Source organism: Amycolatopsis sp. PS_44_ISF1 (genome assembly GCF_032335455.1).
Lineage (GTDB): Bacteria > Actinomycetota > Actinomycetes > Mycobacteriales > Pseudonocardiaceae > Amycolatopsis.
The window spans coordinates 351,710-378,045 of the sequence record NZ_JANUXO010000002.1 but is presented as its reverse complement, the minus strand read 5'-3'; the positions used below and the strand labels follow the sequence as shown (position 1 = coordinate 378,045).

At 72.2% G+C, this 26,336-nt stretch carries 21 protein-coding genes; 10 read left to right on the top strand and 11 right to left on the bottom strand.

Annotation, left to right across the window (positions count from 1 at the left end; translation table 11 throughout):
* Positions 1-19: 19 nt before the first annotated feature.
* Positions 20-4,699: an RHS repeat-associated core domain-containing protein gene (locus tag NYF13_RS16470; RefSeq protein ID WP_315657845.1), complete on the bottom strand. Its 4,680-nt coding sequence runs from the start codon at positions 4,697-4,699 to the stop codon at positions 20-22.
* A 174-nt stretch (positions 4,700-4,873) separates the two neighbouring features.
* Positions 4,874-5,563 (bottom strand): GTP cyclohydrolase II, encoded by a 690-nt coding sequence (gene ribA / locus NYF13_RS16465; protein WP_315657843.1) that lies wholly within the window; start codon positions 5,561-5,563, stop codon positions 4,874-4,876.
* A 101-nt stretch (positions 5,564-5,664) separates the two neighbouring features.
* Here ribA and NYF13_RS16460 point away from each other — a divergent pair, with 101 nt between their 5' ends.
* Positions 5,665-6,138 carry a MarR family transcriptional regulator gene (locus tag NYF13_RS16460; protein WP_315657842.1) on the top strand — a complete coding sequence of 158 codons (474 nt, stop codon included), beginning with the start codon at positions 5,665-5,667 and terminating at the stop codon, positions 6,136-6,138.
* Positions 6,139-6,207: 69 nt separating this feature from the next.
* Here NYF13_RS16460 and NYF13_RS16455 read toward each other — a convergent pair whose 3' ends face one another.
* Positions 6,208-6,999: an FHA domain-containing protein gene (locus NYF13_RS16455; RefSeq protein WP_315657841.1), complete on the bottom strand. Its 792-nt coding sequence runs from the start codon at positions 6,997-6,999 to the stop codon at positions 6,208-6,210.
* Positions 6,996-8,819 (bottom strand): serine/threonine-protein kinase, encoded by a 1,824-nt coding sequence (locus NYF13_RS16450; RefSeq protein WP_315657840.1) that lies wholly within the window; start codon positions 8,817-8,819, stop codon positions 6,996-6,998. The genes NYF13_RS16455 and NYF13_RS16450 overlap by 4 nt, the downstream gene beginning before the upstream one ends.
* Before the next feature lie 301 nt (positions 8,820-9,120).
* Between NYF13_RS16450 and NYF13_RS16445 the strand changes: the two genes are divergently transcribed.
* The 5 genes from NYF13_RS16445 to NYF13_RS16425 all read left to right on the top strand — a co-directional run bounded on the left by NYF13_RS16445 (position 9,121) and on the right by NYF13_RS16425 (position 13,579).
* Positions 9,121-9,390: a DUF3040 domain-containing protein gene (locus tag NYF13_RS16445; protein ID WP_315657839.1), complete on the top strand. Its 270-nt coding sequence runs from the start codon at positions 9,121-9,123 to the stop codon at positions 9,388-9,390.
* A 60-nt stretch (positions 9,391-9,450) separates the two neighbouring features.
* Positions 9,451-10,473 (top strand): DNA polymerase IV, encoded by a 1,023-nt coding sequence (locus NYF13_RS16440; RefSeq protein WP_315657837.1) that lies wholly within the window; start codon positions 9,451-9,453, stop codon positions 10,471-10,473.
* Between the two features lie 45 nt (positions 10,474-10,518).
* A complete protein-coding gene (locus tag NYF13_RS16435; protein ID WP_315657836.1) occupies positions 10,519-11,298 on the top strand; it encodes an ANTAR domain-containing protein in 780 nt (259 codons plus the stop codon).
* 437 nt (positions 11,299-11,735) lie between these two features.
* The gene (ahcY, locus tag NYF13_RS16430) at positions 11,736-13,241 is read left to right on the top strand and encodes an adenosylhomocysteinase (RefSeq protein ID WP_315657835.1); all 1,506 of its coding nucleotides are present in this window, start codon (positions 11,736-11,738) and stop codon (positions 13,239-13,241) included.
* A 182-nt stretch (positions 13,242-13,423) separates the two neighbouring features.
* Positions 13,424-13,579: a DUF6131 family protein gene (locus NYF13_RS16425; protein WP_315657834.1), complete on the top strand. Its 156-nt coding sequence runs from the start codon at positions 13,424-13,426 to the stop codon at positions 13,577-13,579.
* A 232-nt stretch (positions 13,580-13,811) separates the two neighbouring features.
* Here the strand turns inward: NYF13_RS16425 and NYF13_RS16420 are convergent, their stop codons facing one another.
* Positions 13,812-14,024 carry a hypothetical protein gene (locus NYF13_RS16420; RefSeq protein WP_315660335.1) on the bottom strand — a complete coding sequence of 71 codons (213 nt, stop codon included), beginning with the start codon at positions 14,022-14,024 and terminating at the stop codon, positions 13,812-13,814.
* Positions 14,025-14,199: 175 nt separating this feature from the next.
* On the bottom strand, positions 14,200-15,081 hold the full coding sequence (locus NYF13_RS16415) for a Ku protein (RefSeq protein WP_315657833.1): 882 nt from the start codon (positions 15,079-15,081) through the stop codon (positions 14,200-14,202).
* Positions 15,082-15,284: 203 nt separating this feature from the next.
* Between NYF13_RS16415 and NYF13_RS16410 the strand changes: the two genes are divergently transcribed.
* The 3 genes from NYF13_RS16410 to NYF13_RS16400 all read left to right on the top strand — a co-directional run bounded on the left by NYF13_RS16410 (position 15,285) and on the right by NYF13_RS16400 (position 20,004).
* The gene (locus NYF13_RS16410; RefSeq protein ID WP_315657832.1) at positions 15,285-15,929 is read left to right on the top strand and encodes a TetR/AcrR family transcriptional regulator; all 645 of its coding nucleotides are present in this window, start codon (positions 15,285-15,287) and stop codon (positions 15,927-15,929) included.
* Between the two features lie 83 nt (positions 15,930-16,012).
* Positions 16,013-17,746: an ABC transporter ATP-binding protein gene (locus tag NYF13_RS16405; protein WP_315657830.1), complete on the top strand. Its 1,734-nt coding sequence runs from the start codon at positions 16,013-16,015 to the stop codon at positions 17,744-17,746.
* Between the two features lie 221 nt (positions 17,747-17,967).
* Positions 17,968-20,004: an ABC transporter ATP-binding protein gene (locus NYF13_RS16400; RefSeq protein WP_396287384.1), complete on the top strand. Its 2,037-nt coding sequence runs from the start codon at positions 17,968-17,970 to the stop codon at positions 20,002-20,004.
* Between the two features lie 119 nt (positions 20,005-20,123).
* Here the strand turns inward: NYF13_RS16400 and NYF13_RS16395 are convergent, their stop codons facing one another.
* Positions 20,124-21,872, bottom strand: a complete 1,749-nt coding sequence (locus NYF13_RS16395; protein ID WP_315657828.1) for a pyruvate dehydrogenase — start codon at positions 21,870-21,872, stop codon at positions 20,124-20,126.
* 174 nt (positions 21,873-22,046) lie between these two features.
* Here NYF13_RS16395 and NYF13_RS16390 point away from each other — a divergent pair, with 174 nt between their 5' ends.
* A complete protein-coding gene (locus NYF13_RS16390) occupies positions 22,047-23,084 on the top strand; it encodes a DNA polymerase ligase N-terminal domain-containing protein (RefSeq protein ID WP_315657825.1) in 1,038 nt (345 codons plus the stop codon).
* An 80-nt stretch (positions 23,085-23,164) separates the two neighbouring features.
* Here the strand turns inward: NYF13_RS16390 and NYF13_RS16385 are convergent, their stop codons facing one another.
* From NYF13_RS16385 to NYF13_RS16370, 4 genes are all read right to left on the bottom strand, one after another.
* Entirely contained in the window at positions 23,165-23,551 is a 387-nt protein-coding gene (locus NYF13_RS16385) for a RidA family protein (RefSeq protein WP_315657822.1), read from the bottom strand.
* A gap of 100 nt (positions 23,552-23,651) precedes the next feature.
* Entirely contained in the window at positions 23,652-24,044 is a 393-nt protein-coding gene (locus NYF13_RS16380; RefSeq protein ID WP_315657819.1) for an SPW repeat protein, read from the bottom strand.
* Between the two features lie 325 nt (positions 24,045-24,369).
* Entirely contained in the window at positions 24,370-25,326 is a 957-nt protein-coding gene (locus tag NYF13_RS16375; protein WP_315657817.1) for a hypothetical protein, read from the bottom strand.
* A 208-nt stretch (positions 25,327-25,534) separates the two neighbouring features.
* Positions 25,535-26,212 carry a trypsin-like serine protease gene (locus NYF13_RS16370; protein ID WP_315657815.1) on the bottom strand — a complete coding sequence of 226 codons (678 nt, stop codon included), beginning with the start codon at positions 26,210-26,212 and terminating at the stop codon, positions 25,535-25,537.
* Between the last annotated feature and the right edge of the window lie 124 nt (positions 26,213-26,336).

Here is a 26,336-nt window from a genome sequence, read left to right as displayed (position 1 = left end):
GTGGCCGCCGGGGGCCGGTTCACGGCCGGGGGTGCACCATCGACATCGCGTCCACCGGCACCGTGCCGGTCAGCAGGACTTCCTGCGAGTCCTTGCCGTAGTTCTCCGCCCGCATGCCCCACCCGCCGCCGAACCACTTCGTGGCGAAGTCCTGCCCCTCCTTGGTCGAGACGTCGATGACGTTGCCGAAGCCCGGGTTGGCCCGCCGGTGCACGTCGAGGTCGATCGCGACCATCCGCTGTCCCGGCCGCCGCCACTGCTCCGCCACCTCCAGGCTTTTGGTCGTCGAGATGAACCGGTCCGCGAAGTTCTTCTTGCTGCCGCTGCCGACGTGCCCGGACGGAACGCCCAGCTTGTCGTAGTTGATCTCGCCCTGCGGGTAGTGCTCCGTTTCCTTGGCCTCCTTGCTGGGGGCCTTGCGCATCGGGCCGCCGTTGGGGAGCTTGCCCTTCATCGGGTTTTTCGCCACCAGCCCCAGCCTCGGGTCCTCCGGGCCACCGTCGTCCTCCTTGTCCCGCAGGTTGCGGTAGACGATGTTGCGGGAGCCGCTACCGCACCCGCCCGGCGAGCCGGTCAGGCCCAGCGGGTCCGCCCAGGTGACCGGGTTGGGCACGTAGGCCGCGGGGTTCGGCGACGGGGCCAGGCCGAGCGGGTCGTTGCTGGTGAACCGGGCCGTGGCCGGGTCGTAGTACCGGTGCAGGTTGTAGTGCAGCCCGGTCTCGGCGTCGAAGTACTGGCCGGGGAAGCGCAACGGCGTGCCCGCCGGGCCACCGGCCGCGGGCAGCGGCTCGCCCCACAGCGTGGACCGCGCCTGCCACACCAGGTTCCCCCGCACGTCCACCAGCTCCGTCGGGGTGCCGATCAGGTCGGTGACGATCGAGTAGAACTCCCCGTCCACCCACTCCGCCGCCCCGGTGCGCACCCGTTCGGCCTGGGTGATCGGGACCCCGGCCCGCTCCCGGTGGTTCCAGGTGGTGGCGTGGCGCCCGTCGTGCACCTGCTCCACCAGGGTGACGTCGTCCCAGGTGAAGTCGATCTGCTCGGCGACGCCCGTGCCGTCCGGGGTGAGCCGCTGCTTCGACACGCGGCGGCCGAAGGCGTCGTAGCGGTAGCGCCAGCGGGTGCCGTCGGGGGTGACCACGCCGGTCATCCGGTCGCCGGCGCCCCAGCTGAAGTGCCAGGTGTCGGGCTTGCGGGACAGGCGTTTGCGCTGCCGCGTGACCACCCGGCCCAGCGCGTCGTACCGGTAGGCCAGCCCGCCCGCCGCCTGCAGCCGGGTGCCCTGGTACTCGCGCGGGCCCTGGGCGTCGGGCTCGGCGGCCGGCCACGCGGCGTCGACCACGTTGCCCACGTGGTCGTAGGCGTAGCGCTCGGACCGGCCCGCACCGCGCACGCCGATCACCCGTCCGGTGGCATCGAGGTCGAACGCGCGGTTCCCGGCGAGCCGGTCTTCGATGGCTTCCACGTTGTCGTCCGCGCGGTAGCGGTACTGCCGCTGCTGGATCTGCTTCACCTGGGTCCCGCCGCCGGCGACGGCGGACACGTGCTGCTCGGTCAGCCGACTTCGCGCGTCCCACCGCTGGGCCAGCACGACGCCGGTGTCGAGCAGCCGCTCCACCTCACGGCCGGCCAGGTCGGTACCGAAGCTCAGGGTCCGCCCACCCGTGCGCAGCCCGGTCGGCTGGTGGTCGGCGTCGTAGGCCCAGAAGCTCTCCGCACCGGACGGGGTCCGCCGGTAGACCCGCCGGCCGGCGGCGTCGTAGCGGGACTCCAGCACCCGGCCGTTGACGGTTTCGCGCAGCTCCTGGCCCAGCACGTCCCGCTCGATGACCACCTCGGCGTCGGCGTTGACGGCGCGCACCAGCCGCCCGGCCGGGTCGTACTCGAAGGTCGAGACCGAGTCCCCGGTGTGCTTCTCCACCACGTTGCCGAGCAGGTCCCGGACGTACCGCGTGACCTCGCCCGCCGCGTTCACCTGCTCGACGAGCTGACCGGCCGCGTCGTAGCGGTAGCGGGACTCGCGGCCGTCGAAGTCCGTTTCCGAGACCAGGCGCCCGGCCGCGTCGTAGCGGAACTGCCAGCTCATCCCGTTCGGTTCGCGGACCGCGCTCAGCCGCAGCATCCGGTCGTAGTCGTACTCCAGGCTGGTGCCGTCGGAGCGGACCTGCCGGGCGGGCAGGTCGAAGTGCGTGGTCTCGGTGTGGGTCAGCCGGCCCTGGGGGTCGGCGTGCTCGACCTGGTTGCCCTCCCCGTCGTACCGCCACTGCTCGGTGCTGCCGTCGGGCAGCGTGACCGAGCGCAGCCCGCCCTCCACCGTCCACCGGAACGTGGTCAGCTCGCCGAGCGGGCCGGTGGTGGTGACCACGCGGCCGAGCTGGTCGCGGGTGTAGCGCGTGGTGCCGCCCAGGCGGTCGGTGACGGCCAGCGGCCGGCCCGCGGCGTCGCTCTCGGCCCGGATCACCCCGCCGAGCGGATCGGTGACCGCGGTGAGCCGGCCGCGGTCGTCGAAGGCGTACTCGATCCGGCCGCCCGCGGGATCCACGGACGAGGCCGGGAAGCCGCGCTCGTCGTAGGTGTGGTGCCAGACCGCGCCGTCCGCCTCGACCACGGTGGTGAGGCGGTCGTGCTCGTCGTATTCGGCCAGCTCCTGGCGGCCGTCCGGCCGGGTCAGCACGGCCAGCCGGCCGGTTTCGGTGTAGGCGTAGCGGTGGGTACGGCCCAGCGGGTCGGTGCGCGAGAGCAGCCGGTTGTACTCGTCCCACTCCGACACGGTGACGTGGCCGAGCGGGTCGGTTTCGCGGACGAGCTGGTGCGACTCGTTGAACTCCATGCGCGTGGCGTGGCCGGCCGCGTCGGTGTAGGTGGTCACCGGGCCTTCGTAGACCCACTCACCGGTGAGCGCGCCGCCCGAGCCTTCGGTCCGCACGACCCGGCCCGCGGCGTCGTAGTGGTACCCGTGCCACTGGCCGTTGCGGTCCTCCCAGCGGGTGACCCGGCCGGCGAGGTCGTAGCTGTAGCGCATCGGGCGCCCGGAGGAGTTGAGGACCTCGGTCAGCCGGCGATCGGTGTAGGAGAAGCGGACGAGTGGGATGGTCTCCTCCCCGTCGCGCAGCCGGAACCCGGTGACCAGGCCGGCCTCGGCGGTCACTTCGATGTGGTGCCCGCCGGAGTGCCGGATCCCGGTGAGCTGCCGCCCGGGGCCGTAGTCGAAATCGATCCGGTCCCCGTTCGCGTCCACCACGGCGGAGATCGGCGCGAGGCCGTCGGCCGCCGTCGCGAAGAGGAAGGACTGGCGGGCCAGCGGCTGCCGGATCCGGTACCCCCCGGGGATGCGCGACAGCGGCCACCGCGGCCCGGCCACCGGCTGCACCTCGCTGCCCGTCGCCGGCGGCTCGGGGTAGACCAGCAGCGTCCCGTCCTCGGCCGCGAACACCACGCCCTCCGCGTCGAACTCCAGCCGCTGGTCCACAGTGGACGCCCAGGTGCGGCCGAACGAGCGGCCCGCCCGGTAGGAGGAGATGTGGCTGCGGGACAGGATCAGCGCCAGCGCCGCCTCGATGTGCACGTCGGTCTGGGAATCGAACATGTCCCCGGTCGCCGGGTCCACCGGGTCGCCGGAGCCGGGCTTGCACACCTTGTCCCGCCCGGCGGTCTCCGGGTCTCGGGGGCGGGAGCTGTCGGAGTTGCTGATCTCGGTGCGGGAGTCGGGCTCGCTGCTCCTGCCGCCGGTTTCGTGGCCCGGGCCCTCCCTCGAGCCACCGCCGTCCGGGCTGCTCTTGTCGCCCGAGGGGACGGTGTGGTCGCCTCCACCGGGGCCGCTCCGGTCCCCCGTGGGGCCGGAATGGTCGCCGGCCGTGGTCGTCGACCCGTCGTCCTTGGGCTTGGGCTTGTCCGCCGACGGCTTCACCTCGATGTCCTTGGGCTTTTCCGGGGCCTTGACCTTGCCGCCCTTGAGGCCCTTCAACGCCTTCCCGGCGTCCTCGAACAACGAACCGGCCTTCTTCAGCAGCGGCATCAACGCCTTCATCGCCTTCACCAGCTTGGTCGTGACACTGGTGATCTTCGACGCCGTCTTCGCCACCGCCGTCACCACCTGCGGCACCACCCACGCCATCCCGATCCCCAGCGTGAACACCACCTGCAACGCCCACGAAATCAGATGCCCCACCAAATCCGCGATCGTGTCCCGCACCAGCGACCGCACCGCCGCCACGATCTCCCCCGCCGTCTTCACCCCACTGCCCGCACCCTCACACCCCTTCTGCGCACTGGAAATCAACTTCGACACATCATCAGCCTGCGCCCGATACGCATCCGCCGCGTCACCCGACCAGCTCTGCAGATCCTTCTTCACCACATCGGACAACTCCGCGGCCACACCCTCGAGCTCCTTCGCCACATTGGCCCAGGTCTCAGCGTGCGCCTCGATCTCATCCGCATTACCGGTCAGCGCGTCCAACGCCTCCTTCAACGGACCGACGTGCTCCATCAGCCAGCCCACCCCCGCCGCGAAAATCGCCCCGAACGGGTCCAGCACCGCAGTCAGCACATCCAGCGCAGTACCAACCGCACCAATCGCGACCGCCGCCCAATTCTTGCTCTCGATCGCCGACTTCAACCCCGTCGCATCCTCCAGCAACGGCACCCCCGACGCCGCCGTCGTCGAATCCTTCACCGGGGCGACCAACGGATTACTCACGATTCGAAACACTCCTGCCCGGCAACACTGATCAAGATCTTTCCCGCCCCAGGCTAATCGCCCCGGTCGCGCACCCGCACCCCAGGCGCGACCATCTGCCTGAGCACCGCGGCAGGTTGCCCGAAAACACCGGGCGGGACGGGACCGGGCGGGACGGGACCGCGCGCCGCCGGCTCAGCTGGCGATGTGCCCCAGCCCGGCGGGCAGGGCGAGGCTGTGCCCGGTGTGCTCGACCTTCGCGCGCAGGTACCGGACGTTCGTCTCGGTCGCGAACACCCCGGTGGGCACGCGATCGCGCACGGCGACACCGCCTTCGGCCAGTTGGGCGGCTTTGTCCGGATTGTTGGAGAGCAGATCGGCTCGCGTGACGCCGAGGGCCAGCAGCATCTGGGCCGCGGCGGTGTAGTCGCGGGCGTCTTCGGGCAGTCCGAGGGCGGCGTTGGCCGCGTAGGTGTCGAGACCGCCGTCCTGCAGGGCGTAGGCGTCGAGCTTGTTGTACAGGCCGATGCCGCGGCCCTCCTGGCGCAGGTACAGCAGATAGCCGCCGGTCTCGGAGATGCGGGCGACCGACTCGCGCAACTGCGGGCCGCAGTCGCAGCGGGCCGAGCCGAACACGTCGCCGGTCAGGCACTCGGAGTGCATGCGCACCAACGGGACCGGTCCGGGGTCGCCGAGCACGAACGCCAGGTGCTCCAGGCCGTCGGACAGGCCGTGGAAGGTGACCGCTTCCGCCTCGACCGCCAGCGGGGCCGGATCGCCTTCGAAGGAGCTGCCGGGGTGACCGCCGAGCGCGCCCGGGCCACCGTCGAACCGCAGCGGGATCCGCACCCGCGTACGCACCTCCGCCGCTGCCACCGTGGTCATCGACCAGCTCCGTTCCCACCCGGTGGTTCAAATTCAAACCACTTCTCCGCCGACCCTACAATATTGTTCACAATGGAACAACCTGCGTTACCCTGGGTCCCATGGCCGAACCCCGAGGGCTCACCGAACGCGAGCGGCGGACCTGGCAGGCCTTCCTGGAGGTGAGCTCGCGGCTCGACCGGCGCGTCGAACAGCGGCTGCGGGACGACGCGGGGCTTTCGCACCCACAGTACGAAGTTCTCGCCCGCCTCGCCGCCGCCGGCGGCGCGCTGCGGATGACCGAGCTCGCGGACGCGGCGCTGACTTCGAAGAGCGGGCTGAGCTACCAGGTCGGCCAGCTGGAGAAGGCGGGGCTGGTCGGCCGCCGCTCGTGCGAGTCCGACGACCGCGGGGTGCTCGCCTTCCTCACCGAAACCGGCTGGTCACAGCAGCGCGCGGCGGCCGCGGGGCACGCCGGGCTGGTCACCGAGCTGGTGGTCGACGCGCTGGGTCCGGAGCAGTTCGCCGCCTTCGGCGCGGCGCTGGAAACCCTCGCGGCGCGGTTGGACGAGAAGCCGCACCCGTCGGCCGTGTGACGCTCTTCACCGGCCCCGCAGCGGGCTCCCGATGGCCGCCCGGCGCCTTTCCACCCGCCCGCGTCCGGCTCAGCGATCCTCGTCGACCTCCAGCAGGGCCAGGTCCGGCGGCACCAGCGAAGTGGACAGCAGCAGCTCCTTGACCAGGTTGTCGTTGAGGGAATTGCCCACCGGCTCGCCGACCTCCTCACGCGTCAGGCCCGCGACGCCCGCGCGCGCCAGCCGGGCGCGAACCCCCACCACGAGGTGCTCCACGCGCTTCGACGTCCAGCCCGCCGCCGGGTCGAGCTCCGCGAGCTGCTCGGCGACCTGGCGCCAGGCCATCGGCTGCGGGTACGGCTGCTGCAGCAGGTACCGCTGCGCCAGCGACACCACCGCCAGCCGTTCCTCCGGGCTCAGCCGCCACATCCGCGGGGGCTCGGTGACCTCCTGCGGCCGCGACCGCGGCCTTCGCCCGTCCGCGCCCGCGACGAACAGCTCCAGCAGGTGCTCGCGATCGGACGAGCCGCGGACGAACACCGCCGTGTAGCCCTCCGGCAGCGGCACCGGCTCCTCCTCCGGGAAGAGCAGGCGCGCGCCGGGCAGGCGGATCGGCAGCCGCCCGGTGTTGCGCATCCACCACGAGTCTTCGCGGCGCAGCAGGAAACCCTGGCGGCGGCTGACTTTCCGGTCGTCCTCGCCGACGCACACGTGCACGTCCTCGCGGTTGCGTCCGAAGAGGACCCTCCGCCCGTCGCGCGGGGGCATCCGGACACCGCCGGTCACGGCGAGGGCGAACACCGTGCCGGGCACCGCCGGGGGCACCCCGAAGGCCAGGCTGCCGTGGTCGGCGCCCAGCGGTTCGGCGCCCCGGGAGGTCACGGCTTCGGCAGCTTCGCGACGACGTCGCCGGCCAGCGCGGTGGCCGGGGTGCAGAGCCGGGACGAGGGCGGGTCGCCGTGCACGACCACCTTGATCTGCTCGACCGCGGCCTCGCCCTGGGCGTCGGTGTACTGCCGGTACACCAGCAGGGCCTGGCAGGTCTCGGGGGCGAAGTCGTCGATGCTGGTGTGGACCTCGCGGCCCGCGACGCGCGCCAGCCGCCCCGAATCCGGCCCCGGCGGCTGGTCGCGGTCGAACATCACGGTGACCGCGCGGGTGACCGTGTCGCTGTCCCAATCGCAGCTCCAGTGGCCGAACCCGGGCCGCACCCGCACCGGTGCGGTGACCCCGGCGGCCCCGGCGAGCCCGGCCGGGTCCAGCAGCGCGCACGCGTTCAGCCGGGCCAGCGAAGCCGCCGGGTACGGCGTGGAACGCGTCGGCACGCCCGCGGCGGCGAGCACCTCCGTGGCCGAGGCGACGGCGAGGTCGGCCACCCGGCACACGTCGAGGTCGTCCCCCTGGTCGTCCTCGACCTCGATGCGCACCAGGTACCGGTCCTGCAGTTGCACCAGCCGGGTGCACGCGCCGTCCTGCGCCGGATCGCCGAACACGGCGAACGGGCCCGAGCGGGTGCGGCGGCCGGCCGGTGCGCCGTCACCGGACGGGTCCAGCAGCTCGACCTTCACGTCGGCCTGACGCTCCTCGCCGTCGCGGCCCGCGCCGCGCGGGATGATCACGTCGCAACGGTCGAAGTTGCCGTAGTCCGGGTCGACCGCGGCCGGGCCGAACGCCTTCAGCGGCGTTGCGTCGACCAGCCGGCACGGATCGGCTTCGACCGGGTTCCCGCCGATGCCCAGCACCGCGGGCTTCACCGGCACGGCGGGCGGAGCCGGGGTGTCGCGGGTGCGCGCGAACAACAGGAACGCCGCGGCGAGCACCACCACGACGACCGGCACCGCCCCGGCGACCACGGCGCGGCGGAGGCGCGGGCCGGGCCGCCGGCGGGGCGACGGCGCGGACGGAAGTCCTTCCAGGCCACCGGCCAGCAGCTCGCGGGCCACGCTCGCGGTGGGCCGCTCGGCCGGGGCGAACGCCATCAGCGCGCTCAGCACCGAGGCCAGGACGCCGGCGTTGCGGGCCTGCGGCACCGGACCTTCGGCCGCCTTCCGGATGGTGGCGTACTCGTTGCCGCCGCCGAACGGGGGCGTGCCCTCGACCGCGGAGAAAAGCGTGGCACCCAAGGAAAAGACGTCCGAAGCGGCGGTCGGCGGATGGCCCTGGGCGACTTCCGGCGCGAGGTAGCCGGGGGTGCCGCCGATCAGCGGCGAGTCGGTGATCGTCTCGTCGGCGCGGACCGATCGCGAAAGGCCGAAGTCGGTGAGCTTGGCCAGGCCCTCGTCGGTGATCAGCACGTTGCCGGGTTTGACGTCGCGGTGCACGATGCCGCGTTCGTGCACCGCGGCCAGCGCGGCGGCCACCTGCACGCCGATCCCGGCCACGGTGCGCGCCGGCAGCGGGCCCTCGGCGGCGAGGACCTCGGCCAGGCTGCGCGAGGGCACGTACTCCATCACGATCCACAGTTCGTCGCCCTCGGTCACGACTTCGTGGAAGGCGACGACGTTCGGGTGCCGCAGGCCGGCGGCGAGGCGGGCTTCGCGGCGCAGCGTGCGGCCGCTCACCGCGTCGGACCGGCGGGCCTGCTTGAGGGCCACCACCCGGTCGAGCCGCTCGTCGCGGGCCCGCCAGACCACGCCCATGCCTCCGGTGCCGGCCCGGCCCAGCAGCCGATACCGCCCGGCGATCCGCTGGTCACCCTGCACCGACGCTCCCCTCGGCGTGGCCCGGCCCTCTGGCGTGACTCGCAGTGACGATACGGCATCCCCCCGGGCCGGGACCATCCGCGGGCGGTCACCCGGCGGCTCGATGAGCGTCACGGCCGGTTCGCCCGACCGGCCGATCAAGTGTCCACTGTGCCCGGTCATGACCGCCGGACGGTCACCGAGCCGCGGTATAGGGCGTTATACGGTTTGCGACGGCCAGGTGAACCACCGGTGACGTGATTGGCCGGATCCGGTCCGGGGAATCCGGTCAGCGGCGCCGGCCGGTGCGAAGGAGATTCCCGTGCTCAGTCACCATGATCGCCGCGAGCTGGAAAAGATCGAGCGCTGGTTCGAGGCCAGCGACCCGGAGCTGGCGGCCGCATTGCGCGAGGGGCGGCCCACCCGCTCCCGCCGGTTCCTCACGACCCTGCTGGTGACGTTCGACGTCACCGCGGGCGTGCTGCTCGTCGCCGGGCTCGCCACGGCCAGTCCCGCGCTCACGCTGTGCGCGCTGCTCGCCGCGGCCGGTGGGGTGACCGCGCACCTGGTCCGGGGCCACCACCGGCGCTGAAGACCCGGCCGGGGCGCCCGCGGGGTCGCGGGCCGGGCCGCTCCCGCGCACACTGGCCCGGTGTCCGAGTGGGTTCTGCACGTCGATCTCGACCAGTTCATCGCCGCGGTCGAGGTGGCTCGGCACCCGGAGCTGCGCGGGCGCCCGGTGGTGGTGGGCGGCCACGGCGACCCGGCCGGGCGCGCGGTCGTGGCCACCGCCTCCTACGAAGCCCGCGAGTTCGGCGTGCACTCGGGGATGCCGTTGCGGCTGGCCGCGAAACGCTGTCCCGAAGCGGTCTTCCTCCCCAGCGACCCGCCCGCGTACCAGGAGGTCTCCGACCGCGTGATGGCGCGGCTGCGCGAGTTCCCGGTGGTGGTCGAAGTGCTCGGCTGGGACGAGGCGTTCCTCGGGGTGGACACCGCCGAACCGGAGGCGTTCGCAGCCGGGGTGCGGCGCGGGGTGGCCGAAGCGACCGGGCTGTCCTGCTCGGTCGGCGTCGGGGACAACAAGCTGCGCGCCAAGCTCGCCACCGGGTTCGCCAAGCCGGCCGGGGTGTTCCGGCTGACGCGGGCGAACTGGTGGGAGGTGATGGCCGAGCGGCCGGTCGACGCGCTGTGGGGCATCGGCCGCAAGACGGCCAGGAAGCTCGAAGCCGAGGGGTGGACGACCGTGCTGGAGCTGGCCGGGGCCGACCCGGCCGGGCTGGCCGCGCGGTTCGGTCCCCGGCTCGGCCCGTGGTACCGGCTGCTGGCCGGCGGCATCGGGGACGCCGAGGTCACCGCCACGCCCTCCGCCGCCCGTTCGCGCAGCCGTGAGACCACGTTCCCGGCCGATCTCACCGACGGGGACGCGATCGCCGAGCAGATCGGGGTTCTGGCCCGCCGGGTCGCCGAGGACGTCGCGGCCGAGGGGCGCCCGGCGGCGCGGGTGGAGGTGAAGGTCCGCTTCGCCCCGTTCCACACCCACACCCACGGCCTGACCCTGCCCGAGCCGACGGCCGACGCCGAGGCCATCGGGCGGGCAGCCCGCGAGGTGCTCGGCCGGTTCGAGCTGGGCCGCCCCGTACGGCTTCTGGGCGTGCGCGCGGTCTTCCCGCGATGAAGCGCATCCTGTTTCGCCGGCCTCGGCGGCGGGGTACCCGTCTCGGTGACCATCGACGAGCAGAACGCGACGCTGCCCGCCCGCGCGCCGGAGGACCGGCTGGCGGTGCTCGGGGACGAATTCGGCCGGCTGACCCGGACCCTGCTGGCCGCGGACACGGTCGGCGAGGCGATGCAGCAGCTCGTCATCGCCGCCGTCCGGCTGATCCCCGGCGCGGCGGTCGTCAGCATCACCCTGCGCGGACCGGACGGCGCCTTCTCCACCCCGGTCGAGACCGAGGGCATCGCCGCCCGGCTCGACCGGATCCAGTACCGGCTGGGCGAAGGCCCGTGCGTCAGCGCCGCCCACCCGGACGGTCCCGCCCACGCCGAGAGCCAGGACCTCGCGCGGGGCATCGAATGGCCGGGCTTCGGCCCGGCCGCGGCGGCGCTCGGCATGGGCTCGGTGCTCGCCACCGCGCTGCTGCCCGACGCGCGCCCGCCGGAGCTTTCCGGCGCCCTCAACGTCTACGCCCGCGAGCGCGCCGCCCTGACCCCGCAGGACCGCGACATCGCGTTGCTCCCGGCGACCCACGGCTCGCTCGCGCTGGCCACCACCCGGGCCCGCGACCTGGCCGGGATGCAGGAGGCCCACCTGCGGGAGGCCATCGATTCCCGGGACGTGATCGGCCAGGCCAAGGGAATCCTGATGCAGCACCGCGGAATCGGCGCGGACGAGGCGTTCGACCTCCTGCGCCGCACCTCCCAGGACCTCAACGTGAAGCTGGCCGAGCTGGCCGGCACCCTCGCGACCCGGCACACCGAGATCGACCTGCCACCCCGGTGATCCCCCGGCCCGCTTGACAGCGCCGCGGGCCGCTTGCCAGAGTGGGAACCGAAATCCTGCTGCGCCCGTCCGGGCGCGTTCGGGGCCGAGAGGCGCTGCGACGGGGTCCGCGATCCCGCCACGCTCGGCCCACGATCACCGAGAGAAGGGCGCCTCCTGCGAAGGAGGCGCTTTTTTTGTCGGCCCTTTTACCGGTCTCTTTTCCGGCCACTCCGTCGGCCCCTTTGCCGGCCCTTTTGCTGGCCACCGGGCAATGCCCCGCGCCGGACCGCGTCCGCGCCCGCTGATCCCCCCGGGCCCGCCCCGGCGTCACCACCGGTGGCGCCGTGCTCCGTGGTGCCCGCAAAACCCCGGTAGCCGGAAACCCCGGTGCCCGGAAAACCCCGTGCCCGGAAATCGTTGTGCCCCTTCAATTCCCGAGGAAGTGAGCAGCCGAGATGAGTCCCACCCTGCAGAACCGCAACGGCGTCGAGTTCGCCGTGGCCGACCTCACGCTGGCCGAGGCGGGCCGCACGCAGCTGCGCCTGGCCGAGCACGAGATGCCCGGCCTGATGGCGATCCGCCGCGAGTTCGCCGGAGCCCAGCCGCTGAAGGGCGCCCGCATCGCCGGCTCGCTGCACATGACCGTGCAGACCGCCGTGCTGATCGAAACCCTGGTCGCGCTCGGCGCCGAGGTGCGCTGGGTGTCCTGCAACATCTTCTCCACCCAGGACGAGGCCGCGGCCGCCGTGGTGGTCGGCCCCGGCGGCACGCCCGAGCGGCCCGAGGGCACGCCGGTGTTCGCCTGGAAGGGCGAAACCCTGGACGAGTACTGGTGGTGCACCGACCGGCTGTTCCGGTTCGCCGGCGGCCAGTCCCCCACCATGCTGCTCGACGACGGCGGCGACGCCACCATGCTGCTCCACGAAGGAGTGCGGTTCGAGGCGGCGGGCGTGGTGCCGCAGCCGGGGCCGGACGATCCGGAGGAGCACGCGATCGTCCGGCGGACGCTGGCCGAAAGCCTGGCCGGGGACCCGCAGCGGTTCACCCGGATCGCCGGTGAGGTCCGCGGCGTCACCGAGGAGACCACCAACGGCGTCAAGCGGCTCTACAAGCTCGCCACCGAAGGGGAACTGCTGTTCCCGGCGATGAACGTCAACGACTCGGTGACGAAGTCCAAGTTCGACAACAAGTACGGCATCCGGCACTCGCTGGTGGACGGGCTGAACCGGGCCACCGACGTGATGATCGGCGGCAAGCTCGCCGTGGTCTGCGGATACGGCGACGTCGGCAAGGGCGCGGTCGAAGCACTGCGCGGGCAGGGCGCGCGCGTGGTGGTCACCGAGATCGACCCGATCTGCGCGCTCCAGGCGGCGATGGAGGGCCTGGAAGTGGTCGAGCTGGACGACGTGGTCGAGCGCGGCGACATCTTCCTCACCACCACCGGCAACCTCGGCGTCGTCTCCGCGGCCCAGATGGCGCGGATGAAGCACAACGCGATCGTCGCCAACGTCGGGCACTTCGACCACGAAATCGACATGGCCGGTCTGGCCAAGGTCCCCGGCATCACCAGGTTCGAGATCAAGCCGCAGGTGCACGAGTGGCGCTTCCCGGAAACCGCGTCCGCCGGGGATTCGGAGACGGGCTCCCGGCGCATCGGGCCGCATTCGATCATCGTGCTGTCCGAGGGGCGGCTGATGAACCTCGGCAACGCGACCGGGCACCCGTCGTTCGTCATGTCGAACTCGTTCGCGAACCAGGTGATCGCGCAGATCGAGCTGTTCACCAAGCCGGGTGAGTACCCGGTCGGCGTGCACCGGCTGCCGAAGCACCTCGACGAGAAGGTCGCGCGGCTGCACCTGGACGCGCTCGGCGTCCGGCTGACCAAGCTGACCAAGGAGCAGGCCGAGTACGTCGGGGTGAGCGTGGAAGGCCCGTACAAACTGGACCACTACCGGTACTGAGCCACCGGCGGCGGGACGCGGCGGACCCCGCCGCGTCCCGCCGCCGCATTGCGCCGAACGCGAGCCGCAATGCGCCGATCGCACCGTTTCACCGCTCGCGGAAAAGGCCATTCCCCTGGTGGACGCGCTGATAGCCGGGCAGGTCGCCGGGCGGGGCGGGCGCGCGAAGGAGAGTGCTGACCGTGATTGTCCTCGGAATCATCCTGCTGATCATCGGATTCGTCGCGAGCATTCCGATCCTGTGGACCATCGGAATCGTCCTCGCCGTGGTGGGCGTGGTGCTGGCCGTGGTCGGCAGCACCGGCCGGCGCATCGGCGGGCGCGCGCACTGGTTCTGAGCACCGGTCCTGCTCCCCGCCCGGCCGTCCGCCGACGAAAAGGGTCCTCCGGCTCCGAGGGGGAGGGAGAGCCGAAGGACCCCGTTAGTGTTAGCACATCGTCAAGCCGGATGTACACAACTGTTTACACGATCGGGTAAGGATTTCCGGACCGGACCGGTCATCGCCCCAGCCCCCTCCCCCGGTGTGCGCGGGTGAGGGGGCTGGGGTGGTTTCCGGGCCGCGGGAGGGCTCAGGAAGCGTGCTGGAACACCGCCGGCCGCTCGGCGGGCAGCACGCACGAGCAGCCGCGATCGAGGGTCTGGCAGTCGATGATCAGCCCGTGGCGGATCCGGTCCAGATCCGTGCAGCCGGCTTCGGCGCACTCGGCGAAGCCGCCGTCGGGGTGAACGATCAGGGTTCCGTGACAGTGGTCGATGCCGCTGGTGCAGAACGCGCACTCCATGCCCACGCCGCCTTCCGCGATGATGCCGGGGTCGTCCCCGAGCAGGGGTTTCTCATCGGACGTTCCCTTGGTATCACCGGGAAGGGCCGGAGCGCGGCATACCGGCGGCGTGTCGCCCTCGCCCGGTCCGGTGATCAGGACCGAGGTGCTCCCCGACCACGCGGGCGAGCCGGGTTCAGGCGCTCTTCGGCCGCCGGGAGCGGGCGGGCGGCTTCTTCGCGGCAGCCTTGCTCTCGACCGGCCCGGCGGGTTCTTCCCCGGCCGCCTTGCCCGGTTTGCGGGTCTTCTTCGCCGCCGAAACACTCGCCTCCAGCGCGGCCATCAGGTCGAGCACGTCGGCTTTCGCGCCGGCCGCGCCGGGCTTGGCCGTCTCGTTGCCGGCCACCTTCTCCTCGATCATCGCTTCGAGGGTCTCGCGGTAGTGGTCGGAGTACTTTTCGGACTCGAACACCGGCTCGGCCAGCGAATCGATCAGGGAGCCGGCCATGGTCAGCTCCTGCGGGCGCACCGGGGGCGGGTCCTCGCGCAGGAACGGGAAGTCCGGGGTGCGCACCTCGTCCGGCCACAGCATGGTGGTCATCACCAGCACGTCGCCGTGCACGCGCAGCAGGGCCAGGCTCTCGCGCTGCCGCACCGCCACCTTGGCCACCGCCACGTGGCTCGCCTTGTGCAGCGCGTCCCGCAGCACCAGGTACGGCTTCACCGCGTTCTTCTGCGGCTCCAGGTAGTAGGTGCGGTCGAACTGGATCGGGTCGACCGACTCCAGCGGCACGAACTCGAGCACGTCGATGGTGCGCTGGGTGGACAGCGGCAGCGCGGCCAGGTCGGCGTCGGTGAGCACCACCATCTCGCCGTCGGGCAGTTCGTAGCCCTTCGCGATCTCGGCGTAGGGCACCTCCTGGCCGTCCACCGTGCAGAACCGCTTGTACTGGATCCGCCCGCCGTCGGCCTGGTGCACCTGGCGCAGCGTGACGTTCTTGTTCTCGGTGGCCGCGTAGAGCTGGATCGGGATGCTCACCAGCCCGAACGAGACCGAGCCCTTCCACATCGCCCGCATTCCGCGCACCTCCGCCGCTGGCCGGAACGTACTCACGCTCGGTGACAACGGTAGCCCGGATCGGCCGGTCACGACAGCCGCGAGCCCCCGATCGGGTGGCCGCACCGGCCTTACGGCCACCGATCGGCTACCCGGACCGTGTCCGAAAAGTGCGGGGCGCGCAGATTTTTGCCGGACGCGCAAGATTTTGCTACTTTGGGATCGTGCCCCCCGAACCCCGGCCCGTGATGGGCCTGCGCGAGCGCAAGAAGCGCGCCGCGCGCCAGGCGCTCGCGAGCACCGCGCTGCGCCTGGCGATGGAGCGCGGCATGGACCAGGTGCGGGTCGAGGACATCGCGAACGAGGTCGGGGTGTCGCCGCGCACCTTCAACAACTACTTCGCGAGCAAGGAGCAGGCGGTCTGCTCGTTCATCGTCGAACGTCAGGAGCGGGTCCGGGACGCGCTGCGCGCCCGCCCGGACGGCGAGCCCATCTGGGACGCGGTCATCAACTCCGCGCACGAGCAGCAGGCCCGCGAGCCCGAGGCCCGCCGCGAGGACGTGCACCGGATCCGCGACCTGCTGCACGACCACGGCCTGTTCGGCGAGATGCTGCGGGCGCACGCGGACTCCGAACGCCTGCTGGCCGAGGCGCTGGCCGAGCGCGCGGGCCCGGGGGTAAACCCGTTGCACGCGCGCATGCTGGCGGGCATCGTGCAGAACGCGCACCGGATCGCGTTCCAGACCTGGCTGCACGACGACGAGGACGGGACCTACCTGCCGCTGTTCGCCGAGCTCCTGCGCGAGGCCGCGGCGGGAATGCCCGGGCTGACCTCGGCGTCGGAGGGGGCCTCCGCCACGGCGTCCTGAGCCCCGGCCCCGCGCCCGGCCCGAACCACCGAGCACCACCCCGAACCGAACCGGACCACCACCACCTGGGGGAGCACCCGCCCGTGTTAATCCGTCTGCTGCGCAGCCATCTGCGCCCCTACCAGGCCACCCTGTGGCTCGTCGTGCTGCTGCAGCTGGTGCAGACCGCCGCGACGCTGTACCTGCCGACCCTCAACGCCGACATCGTCGACAACGGCCTCGTGAAGGGCGACACCGGCTACATCGTGGGCGTCGGCGGCGTGATGCTGCTGATCACCCTGGTGCAGATCGCCGCTTCGATCGGCGCGGTCTACTTCGGCGCGCGGACCGCGATGGCGCTGGGCCGGGACGTGCGCGCCTCGGTGTTCCACCGCGTGCAGGACTTCTCCGCGCGCGAGGTCGGCCACTTCGGCACCCCTTCGCTGATCACCCGCACCACCAACGACGTGCAGCAGATCCAGATGCTGGTGCTGATGACGCTGACCCTGATGGTGTCGGCGCCGATCATGTGCGTGGGCGGCATCGTGCTGGCGCTGAACCAGGACGTGCCGCTGTCGACCCTGCTGCTGGTCGCCGTGCCGGCGCTGGCCATCGCGGTCGGCATCATCATCTCCCGGATGCGCCCGGCGTTCCGGAAGATGCAGACCCGCATCGACAAGATCAACCAGGTGATGCGCGAGCAGATCATGGGCATCCGGGTGATCCGCGCGTTCGTGCGGGACCAGCACGAGCGGGAGCGCTTCGGGCGCGCGAACGACGAGCTGCTCACCGTCTCGCTGCGGGTGGGCCGGCTGATGGCGCTGATGTTCCCGACCGTGATGCTGGTGGTGAACGTCTCGAGCGTGGCGGTGCTGTGGTTCGGCGGGCACCGGATCGAAAGCGGCTCCATGCAGATCGGCGCGCTGACCGCGTTCCTGTCCTACCTGCTGCAGATCCTGATGTCGATCATGATGGCCACCTTCATGTTCATGATGGTGCCGCGCGCCGAGGTCAGCGCCGAGCGGATCAGCGAGGTGCTGGACACCGAGTCCAGCGTCCGCCTGCCCGCGCGGCCGGTCTCCCCCGGCCCCGTGCGCGGGCACCTGGAGCTGTCCGGGGTGGAGTTCCGCTACCCCGGCGCGGAGAAGCCGGTGCTGCAGGACATCTCGCTGCTGGCCCGGCCCGGTGAGACCACCGCGGTGATCGGCAGCACCGGCAGCGGCAAGACCACGCTGCTCAACCTGATCCCGCGGCTGATGGACGCCACCGAGGGCACCGTGCGGGTGGACGGGGTCGACGTGCGCGAGCTCGACCCCGGGGTGCTCGCCTCGGCGGTGGGCATGGTGCCGCAGAAGCCCTACCTGTTCGCCGGGACGGTGGCGAGCAACCTGCGGTACGGCAAGCCGGAGGCCACCGAGCAGGAGCTGTGGCACGCGCTGGAGGTGGCTCAGGGCAAGGACTTCGTCGAGCGGATGCCCGAGGGCCTGGACTCGCCGATCGCCCAGGGCGGCACGAACGTCTCCGGCGGTCAGCGCCAGCGGCTGGCCATCGCGCGGATGCTGGTGCACAAACCGGGCATCTACCTGTTCGACGACTCGTTCAGCGCGCTGGACTACGCCACCGACGCGGCCCTGCGCCGCGCGCTGGCCGACGAGACCCGCGAAGCGACGGTGGTCATCGTCGCGCAGCGGGTCAGCACCATCCGCAACGCCGACCGCATCCTCGTGGTCGACGGAGGCCGCGTCGTCGGCACCGGAACCCACCACGAGCTGATGGACGGCAACGAAACCTACCGGGAGATCGTCCTTTCGCAGCTGACCGAGGCGGAGGCGGCGTGAGAACACAATCGGCGAAGCCCTTCGCACGGCGCCGACTGGGTGCGGGTATCCCGCAAGGAACAGGGGCGGCGTGAATACACAATCGACGGAGCCCTTCTCACGGCGCCGACTCGGTGCGGGTATCCCGCAGGAAACAGGGGCGGCGTGAATACACAATCGGCGAAGCCCTCTCCACGGCGCCGACTCGGTGCGGGTATCCCGCAGGAAACAGGGGCGGCGTGATGAGCGAGCGAAAATCCACTGAGGACGGACCGGTGACCGGCGCCGGTGTGGCAGGTGTGGCCGAAGAGGTCGGTGAGCGGCCGACCGCGGCCCGCACCAGCCGCCCCGGCACGCCCACCTCGGGGCCGGGCCGGTTCATGGGCGGCGGCCCGGCGGAGAAGGCCCTGGACTTCAAGGGTTCGCTGCGCCGGCTGTTGCGGCTGCTTCAGCCCCAGCGGGCGGCGCTGGCCGGTGTGCTGCTGCTGGGCACCGCCAGCGTGGCGCTGACCGTGGTCGGGCCGAAGCTGCTGGCCCGCGCCACCGACCTGATCTTCGCCGGTGTGATCGGCAAGAGCCTGCCGGCCGGGGTCGGCAAGGATGCCGTGATCGCCGGACTGCGGGCGCGGGGCAACACCACGCTCGCGGACATGTTCACCCGGGTCGACCTGGTGCCCGGCCGGGGCATCGACTTCGACGCGGTCGGCCAGGTGCTGGTGCTGGTGCTGGTGCTGTACGTGATCGCCTCGGTGTTCGGCCTGCTCCAGGCCCGGCTGACCACCCGGCTGGTGCAGAACGCGGTGTACTCGCTGCGCCGCGACATCGAGGAGAAGTTCGCGCGGCTGCCGTTGCGCTACTTCGACCGCCAGCCGCGCGGCGAGGTGCTGTCCCGGGTCACCAACGACATCGACAACCTGGCGCAGTCGCTGCAGCAGACCCTTTCGCAGATCGTCACCTCGCTGCTCACGGTGATCGGCGTGCTGGTGATGATGTTCCTGATCTCGCCGCTGCTGGCGGTGATCGCGCTGCTGACCGTGCCCGCTTCGGCGTTCGTCGCGGCCAAGGTCGGCCAGCGCGCGCAGCCGCAGTTCATCAAGCAGTGGGCGACCACCGGGCGGCTCAACGCGCACATCGAGGAGATGTACACCGGGCACTCGCTGGTGAAGGTGTTCGGCCGGCGCGCCGAGGCCGAGCAGGTGTTCAAGGAGCACAACGACACGCTGTTCACCGCCAGCTTCCGGGCGCAGTTCATCTCCGGCACGATCCAGCCGGCGATGATGTTCATCGGCAACCTCAACTACGTGCTGGTGGCGGTGATCGGCGTGCTTCGGGTGGCTTCGGGCCAGCTCTCGCTGGGCGACGTGCAGGCGTTCATCCAGTACTCGCGGCAGTTCAGCCAGCCGGTCACGCAGATCGCCAGCATGGCGAACCTGCTCCAGTCCGGCGTGGCCTCGGCCGAGCGGGTGTTCGCGCTGCTGGACGCCGAGGAGCAAGCGCCCGAGCCGGCCCGCCCGGCCCGCCCGGAGGTGGTGCGCGGGCAGGTCGAGTTCCACGACGTCTCGTTCCGCTACCTGCCGGACACGCCGCTGATCGACGACCTGTCGCTCACCGTGCAGCCCGGCCAGACCGTGGCCATCGTCGGGCCGACCGGCGCGGGCAAGACCACGCTGGTCAACCTGCTCATGCGGTTCTACGAGCTCGACCACGGCCGGATCACCCTCGACGGCGTCGACATCGCGGAGATGGACCGCGAGGAGCTGCGCGACAAGACCGGCATGGTGCTGCAGGACGCCTGGCTGTTCGGCGGCACGATCGCGGAGAACATCGCCTACGGCGCCGACGAGGTCACCCACGAGCAGATCGTCGAGGCGGCGAAGGCCACCCACGTCGACCGGTTCGTGCGCACCCTGCCCGAGGGCTACGACACGGTGATCGACGACGAGGGCGGCACGGTCAGCGCCGGGGAGAAGCAGCTGATCACGGTGGCGCGGGCGTTCCTGGCCAAACCGGTGATCCTGATCCTCGACGAGGCCACCAGCTCCGTGGACACCCGCACCGAGGTGCTCATCCAGCGCGCGATGAACACGCTGCGGGCCGGGCGCACCAGCTTCGTCATCGCGCACCGGCTGTCCACCATCCGCGACGCGGACGTCATCCTGGTGATGGAGTCCGGGCACATCGTGGAACAGGGCGACCACGAGACGCTGCTGCACTCCGGCGGCGCCTACTCACGGCTGTACGCGGCGCAGTTCGCCGAGGCGATGGCCGAGACCGACTGACCGGGCCGCCGGACACGGGAAACGCCCGGGCTCCCCCTGGGGGCCCGGGCGTTTCCCGTGCGACCGGCGCGACCGGGGCGCCGTGTGGTCAGAGCGCAGTGCGGTCAGGCGCCGTGCGGTCAGGGGCGCGGGATGTTGCGCAGGTTGGACTTGGCCAGTTGCAGCATCTTCCCCACCCCGCCGCCGAGCACGGTCCGGCTGGCGGCCAGCGCGAATCCGCGGACCTGCGAGGCGGTGATGTTCGGCGGGATGGACAGCGCGTTCGGGTCGGTGACCACGTCGAGCAGCGCCGGGCCGTCGTGGGCCAGGATCTCGCGGAGGCCATCGCGCACGTCGGCGGGCTTCTCCACGCGGCGCGAATGCAGGCCGGCCGCCTGGGCCAGCGCGGCGAAGTCCACCTGGTCGTGGTCGGTGCCGAAGTCCGGCAGCCCGTCCACGAGCATCTCCAGCTTCACCATGCCGAGCGAGGAGTTGTTGAACACCACGGCCTTCACCGGCAGCGCGTGGGTCTTGAGCGTGAGCAGCTCCCCCAGCAGCATGGCCAGCCCGCCGTCGCCGCACATCGCGACCACCTGGCGGCCCGGGGCGGCCGCCTGCGCGCCGATGGCGTGGGGCAGCGCGTTGGCCATGCTGCCGTGCACGAACGAGCCGAGGATCCGCCGCCGCCCGTTCGGGGTGAGGTAGCGGGCGGCCCACACGTTGCCCATGCCGGTGTCCACGGTGAACACCGCGTCCTCGGCCGCCTCCTCGTCCAGGAGGTCGGCGACGTACTCCGGGTGCAGCGGGACCTGCTGGGTGACGTCCTTGGTGTAGGCGTCGACGGTGCGCTGCAGCCCGCGTTCGTGCTTGCGCAGCATGGCGTCGAGGAACGAGCGGTCCCCGCGCCGGTCCAGCCGCGGCAGCACCGCCCGGATGGTCGCGCCCACGTCGCCGAGCACGCCGAACTCGAGCACCGAGCGGCGGCCGATGCGCGCGGCGTCGATGTCCACCTGCACCGTGTTGCGCTGCGGGAGGAAGGTGTCGTACGGGAAGTCGGTGCCGAGCAGCAGGACCAGGTCGGCCTCGTGCATGGCCTCGTAGCAGGCGCCGTAGCCGAGCAGCCCGCTCATGCCGACGTCGAACGGGTTGTCGTACTGCACGAACTCCTTGCCCCGCAGGGAGTGCCCGACCGGGGCGCCCAGCGCGTCGGCCAGCGCGAGCACGTCCGCGTGCGCGTCGCGGCAGCCCGCGCCGGCCATGATCATCACCTTGCCGGCCCGGTTGAGCCGCTCGACCAGCCGGTCGACGTCGGCCGCGGCGGGCACGACCGCCGGCGGGCTGGGCAGCGACCAGGACTCGCCGGTGGGGTGCGCGGCGGACTCGTGCGAGACGTCGCCGGGCAGCACCAGCACCGCGGCGCCCCGGCGGCCCACGGCGTTCTGCACCGCGATGCGCGCCAGCCGCGGCATCTGCTCGGGTGAGCTGACCATCTCGCAGTAGTGCGAGCAGTCGGCGAACAGCCGCTCCGGGTGGGTCTCCTGGAAGAATCCGGTGCCGATCTGCGCCGACGGGATGTGCGAGGCGATGGCGAGCACCGGCGCACCCGAGCGGTGCGCGTCGTAGACCCCCTGGAGCAGGTGCAGGTTGCCCGGGCCGCAGCTGCCCGCGCACACCGCGAGGGTGCCGGTCAGCTGGGCCTCGGCGGCCGCGGCGAAGGCCCCGGCCTCCTCGTTGCGCACGTGGATCCAGTCGATGCCGCCCCGGTCGGAGCCGCCGCTGCGGCGGACCGCGTCGACCACGGGGTTGAGGCTGTCGCCCACCACCCCGTAGATCCGGCGCACCCCGGACTGGACGAGGACGTCGATGAGCTGCTCGGCGACGGTCGGCATGGTGGCAGGTCCCCTCTTGATCGGTCGGGACCCAGTCTCGCACCGATCCGGGAGCGGCGCCGGACCCTTGACCGTTGCTGTCGTCAAGGGTCCGGAGACAGTACCCGGTCGAGGTGCCCGGCGGTCCTTCGGCGAGCTAATCTGGCGGCTCCCGAACGTGGACGGGGGTGCGGCGTGATCGACGAGCTGGCCGAGTACCGGCGGCGCCGGACGCTGGAACCGACGCCGACACCGACACCGACACGATCGGGGGCGGGCGGCGGCCGGTTCGTCGTCCACGAGCTGCGCGTTCCGCAGCCGCACTGGAATCTGCGGCTCGAACACGAGGGGGTGCTCGCCTCGTGGACCGTGCCTCGCGGGGTACCGCGGGCGCCCGGCGAGGTCCGGCTCGCGGTGCGGATCGACCACCGGCCGCCGGGTTACACCGACGGTGAGGTGTGGGACCAGGGCGGCTACCAGGCCCGGCACTGGAACGACCACCGGGTGGAGGTGGTCCTGGACGGCGCGCGGCTGCGCGGGCGGTACGCGCTGGTGCACCGGCACGACCCGGCCGCCGAGAACGCCTGGAAGCTCACCCGGCTCGACCCGGCCGAACCCGGGCACGAGGCCACGCCCGGGTTCCTCCCGCCGATGCCCGCGCGGCCGGGGCCGCTGCCGCCGTCGGGCTCCGACGGCGACTGGGCCTACGAATTCCGGTGGTCCGGCCTGCGCGTCATCCTGCGGGTGGCCGGCGGCCGGGTGACGGCGTTCGACGAGACCGGGGAGGACGTCACCGCGAGCTACCCCGAGCTGAAGGGCCTGGGCGCGCAGCTCGGCTCGACGGAAGTGGTGCTGGACGGGGAGATCGTCGTCTTCGCCGACGGCCGCCCGGACCCGGACGGGCTCCGCCGCCGGGTGGCGGCCGGCCCGGCCGAAGCCCGCCGGCTGGTGCACCGGCACCCGGCGTTCTTCCTCGCCGCCGACGTGCTGCACCTGGACTTCCGCTCCCGGCTCGCCGCGCCCCACCACGAGCGGCGCGCCCTGCTCGACGGCCTCGCCCTGGCCGGCCCGCACTGGCAGGTCCCGCCCAGCCACCCGGGCGACGGCGCCGCGGTCGCCCGCGCCGCCCGTGACCACGGTCTGGCCGGCCTCACCGCGAAACGCCGCGACAGCCCCTACCGCCCGGGCACGCCCAACGACGACTGGATCGAGGTCTGCCCGGGCGCGGACTAGCTCCTGTCCATCGGAGGTGGAGGGGGTGAACCGTGGGAACCGGATCGCGTCCGCCGGCCGGCGTTGTGGCCAGGGGAAGCTCAGCGGGTGGCGAGCGCGTCGATCTCGACCCGGAAGCGCGGGTCCACCAGGGCGCCGACCTGGACCAGCGAACAGGCCGGGAGCCGGGCCGGGTCGAGGTACCGGTCGCGGACCTCGCGGAACGAGCCGAGGTCGGCCAGGTCGGTGAGGTACACGGTCAGTTTGACCACCCGGTCCAGCCCCGATCCCCCGGCGGCCAGCGCGGCCGCCAGGTTGTCGAACACCTGCCGCACCTGCTCCACCGCTTCGTCACCGGCGTACACCCCGGTCCCGCTGACCGGCACCTGGCCGGACACCGCGACCATCGGCCCGTCGAAGACCACCACGTGGCTGTAGCCGTTGACCGGTGGCAGCCCTTCCGGCCGCGCCAAATACTCCGTCGCCACCACAGTCCCTCTGTCCGGTTCGCAGGACCCAGCCTATCGCTGGGCGGTTCAGTTGGCTGTGCCCGCCCAGCGACGTTGTCGGCCAGGCGCAAAGCCGCCGTCAACGCTCGCTGGAAGTCCTCCGGCGGCGCAGCAGCGCGAGCCCGGCCGCGATCACCACGACGCCGGCGATCACGTTGCCCACGAGCGCCCCGGCCGAGGGAACGGTCTCGTCGCCGTAGCGCAGGACCAGCGGCGACACCGCCGCCCACAGCCCCAGCACCGGCAGTACCCAGGTGAGGGCCTGCGGGCCGGGGTCGCGCGTCCGCACCGCGGCCAGCGCGATGATCGCCAGCCCGGCGACGGTGTTGCTGACCGCGAGCTCGACCGCGCCGCCGAAGCGCGCGACCCACGGCCCGGCGATCAGGTAGAGGCCGGCCAGCACCGCCAGCCCGGCGGCACCCCCGGCCACCCATCCCGTGCGGCCGGTCGCGCTCCTGCTCCCGGTGGACATTCCGGATCACCTCGAAATCCTCGGCTCGCTTCTTGGGTCGGGGTACCCAGAACCCGGGCCCACGTCACCTGGCCGGGTGAGCACCACCCGTCCGGCCGACGGGAAAGATCGGCCACTACCTCGTCCCCCGCAGGTCGGCGCCGACCCGGTCCGGAAGTGTCTGCTCCCGGTCAATCATCCACTGTGGACTGTGCCCCGCAGGGATCTACGGTGCTTGCGGGCGTTCACCTTGGTCGGGACAGCGGTGCAGTGGACGCCGCACGACAGGTAGGCCGGCGAGCCCCCGTCCGTCGACCTTCTTGACCGCCCACGCGGCCCGGGCGGCTCAGTCCCAGAACCACCGGATGCCGAACCGTCCCGGCCCGGCGCCCGGGCCCACCGCGAGCGCCGAACCCGAGGCCCCGACGTTCAGCGAGCGCACCACCCGCGAGACGGTTTCCCCGACCGCCGAGCCGATCTGCTGGCAGAGCACCGGAATCCGGTCCCGGTCGAAGCAGACTTCCAGGGCGTAGTCCCGCACCGGCTGCCGGAACCGCCGGACGAACCGGCGCGGACCGCGGCCCGGCTCGGTCACCGGGCAGGGATTGGGCAGCTCGTATTCGATCAGCACGGCCTCGCCGCGGTGCAACGGCCGCTCGAGCACCAGCTCGGCGGCGAACGTACCGGCCGACCGGTCGGCGACCAGCGCGCCGAGCGAGCAGTTGCGGGTGCCGGTCACCAGCCGGGCGGCCCCGAAGGGCGCGCCCCAGTCGTTCACCACCGGCCAGCGGTCGGCCCCGTCACGCTCGGCCCGCAGGGTTTGCCGGCAGGCGATGGACGACAGCCGTCCGGCGGCGTCCACCCGGACCCGGTCGTGGTGGCTGAGCCGGCTCAGCCCGTCGCCGGCCGCCGAGGTCAGCCGCGGGAGCAGCGCGGCCACCCCGTCGGTGGTGGCCCACAACTGTTCCAACGACGGGAACCGGTCCGCGCTGATCCCGCGACGCCGGCCGTCGGACGGCGCGAGCAGCGAGCTCAGCGAGCGCGGCGGCAGGTTGAGCACGGTCTCCAGGTCGGCCAGCGCGGCCAGCGAGGACGACCGCTCCGGCCGGCGCCGCCCGGACTGCCAGTAGCTCAGGGTCGCGACGCTCAGGTGCACGCCGCGGCGGGCCAGCCGGTCCTGGACGCGGTCCAGGCTCAGCCCGCGGACCACGATCGCCGCCCGCAACGCCGCCGCGAACGGCCCCTGGTCGAGCAGCCGGTGCAGTTCGGCCGCGTGAACGATGCTCTCCGGCGGGCTCGCCATCCACGCCTCCCGGTCCCGGCCCCTCTCGCCGGACCGCGACGCTACGGCACGCCCCCGGACCGCCGGAACCTACGATGGACGGGTCCACCCCGCCGCCGGGCGGGCGTCCCCTGTCCGCGAAAGCCTGCGGTCCGGAGCGTCTGGGCGGACCGCTCCTTCAGCGCGAAACCGGGGCAGGGAAGCGGATGCCGGCGATCGCGCGGCCGGTTCAGACGCCGGCAGTGGCCTTGATCCACTGCCGGTGCGCCGCCAGGGAGGCGTAGTCCTTCGTGGTGTCGTCGCCCTGGCTGTCCAGGCCGACCTCGACGCCGTGGTAGACCGCCGGGCCGCCCGAATCCCCGTGCGCGGACAGGTCCGGACCGGCGACCAGGCACAGGGCCGGGCCGCTGCCGTGGTCGTGGCAGGTGGTGGCCTGCACCTTCATGTGGCCGGACTTCAGCCGGTCGGAGTGGTGCCCGCCGGGCTCGGTGTCGCCCCAGCCCCAGATCTGCACGGTCTCACCCGCGGCCGGGTCGGCGCTGCCCACGCCGAGGTAGGTCGTGGTCACCGCGGTGGACAGGTGCAGCAGGGCGACGTCGCCCTTCTTGTCCGTGTAGGACTTGTCCGAAACGGCTTTCGTGCCGGCCTTCAGCGCGGGATTTCCGATGTAGACCGTTTCCTCGTCGCCGAGGCAATGCTTGGCGGTCAGCACCCATTGCGGGGCGATGATCGCGCCCGAGCACAGATAACCGGCGCCATTCTGCTGGAAATGCACGTCCGCGGACCACGGCGCACTGTCGAATTGACCACCGATGATGTCCGGCCGCGCCTGGGCCTGCGCCACTCCCGTTCCGATTCCGGCGAAAAGCACGGCCGCCACTGTCCCGAAAACCAGTTCCCTGCGCACGATTGTTCTCCTCGGAGAGTTGTTTCGCCAGGAAGGAACTCCTGCTGATCCGAAAATAACAGGGCGGGATCGGCGCGGATAGCGGCGGATTTTAACTTAACGGGAGCAGTGGTGCGGACCGCCA